At 61.2% G+C, this 1,664-nt stretch carries 2 protein-coding genes; both read right to left on the reverse strand.

Going from position 1 to position 1,664, the window contains the following annotated elements; genetic code table 11:
- On the reverse strand, positions 1 to 1,385 hold a 1,385-nt coding region (locus KUO17_RS26430; RefSeq protein ID WP_255263819.1), incomplete at its 3' end, for a condensation domain-containing protein.
- Positions 1,385 to 1,664 (reverse strand): phosphopantetheine-binding protein (locus KUO17_RS26435; protein ID WP_217978486.1); only part of this gene is annotated, 280 nt, incomplete at its 5' end. The genes KUO17_RS26430 and KUO17_RS26435, both read right to left, overlap by 1 nt.

Genomic DNA, 1,664 nt, shown 5'->3' on the forward strand with positions numbered 1-1,664 from the left:
GCAAGCATCCGTTCGATGGTCGCGGCCTCGAACAGGTCGGTGGCATAGGTGAAGCTTGCCGAGAACCCAGTCGGTGATTCGGCGGTGTTGAGCGTCAGGTCGAACTGCGCGCTGTGGGTGTCCCACTGCAGATTTTCGATCTGTAGCGCACCGGAGTCATTTGATGCCTGTTGAGTTTCATGGACCAGGCCGCGATGGTTGTACATGGCCTGGAACAGCGGTGTGACGCTCATGCTGCGAGTGGGCTGCAGCGCTTCGACCAGGTAGCCGAAAGGCAGCTCCTGGTATTGCTGTGCTTCCAGCGATGTCTGCTTGACCTGTTGCAGCAGTGCCTCAACGCTTGGTGCAGTCGTGAAGTCGGCTTTGTACACCTGGGTGTTGACGAAGAAGCCGATCAGACCTTCGGTCTCGACCCGGTTGCGGTTGGCCACTGGCACGCCGACGCGGATGTCTGCCTGGCGACTGTAACGGTGCAAGAGGGTCTGGAACGATGCCAGCAACAGCATGAACGGGGTCACGTTGTGCGATTGGGCCAGGTGTTTAAGGCGCTGCGCGACGGTTTCATCAATGTCGAAGTCCAGGCGCGCTCCACGGTGGCTTTGCTCGGCGGGACGCGCGTGGTCCAGTGGCAACTCCAGCACCGACTGCTCACCACCCAGCTTTTCGGTCCAGTACTCCAACTGCCGCTCACGCTCGCCGGCTTCCATCCAGCGCCGCTGCCATATGGCGTAGTCGGCATACTGGATCGGCAGCTCGGGCAACGTCACTTCGCGCCCCTGGCTGTACCCTGCATACAACTGCACCAGGTCGCTGACCATGACTTCCAGCGAGGCTGCGTCCGACACGATGTGGTGCTGGATCAGCACCAGCACATGCTCGTCCGGCGCTACAGAGGCTAACGCGATACGCAGCAGAGGGCCTTGCTCCAGGTCGAACGGGGCCTGCGTCTGCGCCTCGACAAAGGCCAGGACCGCAGCCTCTCCCTGAGTGTCCAGCGCATGGCGCGCCATTTCCAGCGTCAGGTGCGGGGCGATGCTCTGCACCGGGCCGTCGTCGGTCTGGGTGAAGGTGGTGCGCAGGGTCTGGTGGCGTGCAACCAGCGCATTGAAGCTGCGCTCCAGTGCGTCCACATCCAATGCCCCCTTCATGCGCAGGGCAATGGAGATGTGGTAGGCCGCGCTGTGCGGTTCAAGCTGCCAGAGAAACCACTGACGCTCCTGTGCGAAGGACAGCGGGATCGTCTCGACTTCCGCCTGCACCTGCGGGATCGGCAGGTTGGCCGGCGAGACGCCTTCGCCGAGCATTTTTTCAAGAAACACTTTGCGCTTGTCCAGCGGGAGGGTGATGAATCGCTTGGCGATCCGTGCAGCCATGACCTTGTCCATCACACTTCCTCCAATTCGTCGAACAGTGCTTCGAGTTTGCTGAGTTTCGTTGTGTCGACCTGGTCACTGAGTTGCGCCACATGCGCAGCGAAATCACCCAGGAGCGGGAATTGGAACAGTTCGTGCGGGCTCACCTGCGTCCCCACATCCAGTTGCATGCGTGACATCACGCGAATCACCATCAAGGAATGTCCACCCAGTTCGAAGAAATTGTCGCGCAGGCCGACGCGCTCGCAGCCGAGCACCTGCTGCCAGATGGCAGCGATGCGCTGCTCCAGT

The organism is Pseudomonas aegrilactucae, assembly GCF_019168305.1.
GTDB lineage: Bacteria > Pseudomonadota > Gammaproteobacteria > Pseudomonadales > Pseudomonadaceae > Aquipseudomonas > Aquipseudomonas aegrilactucae.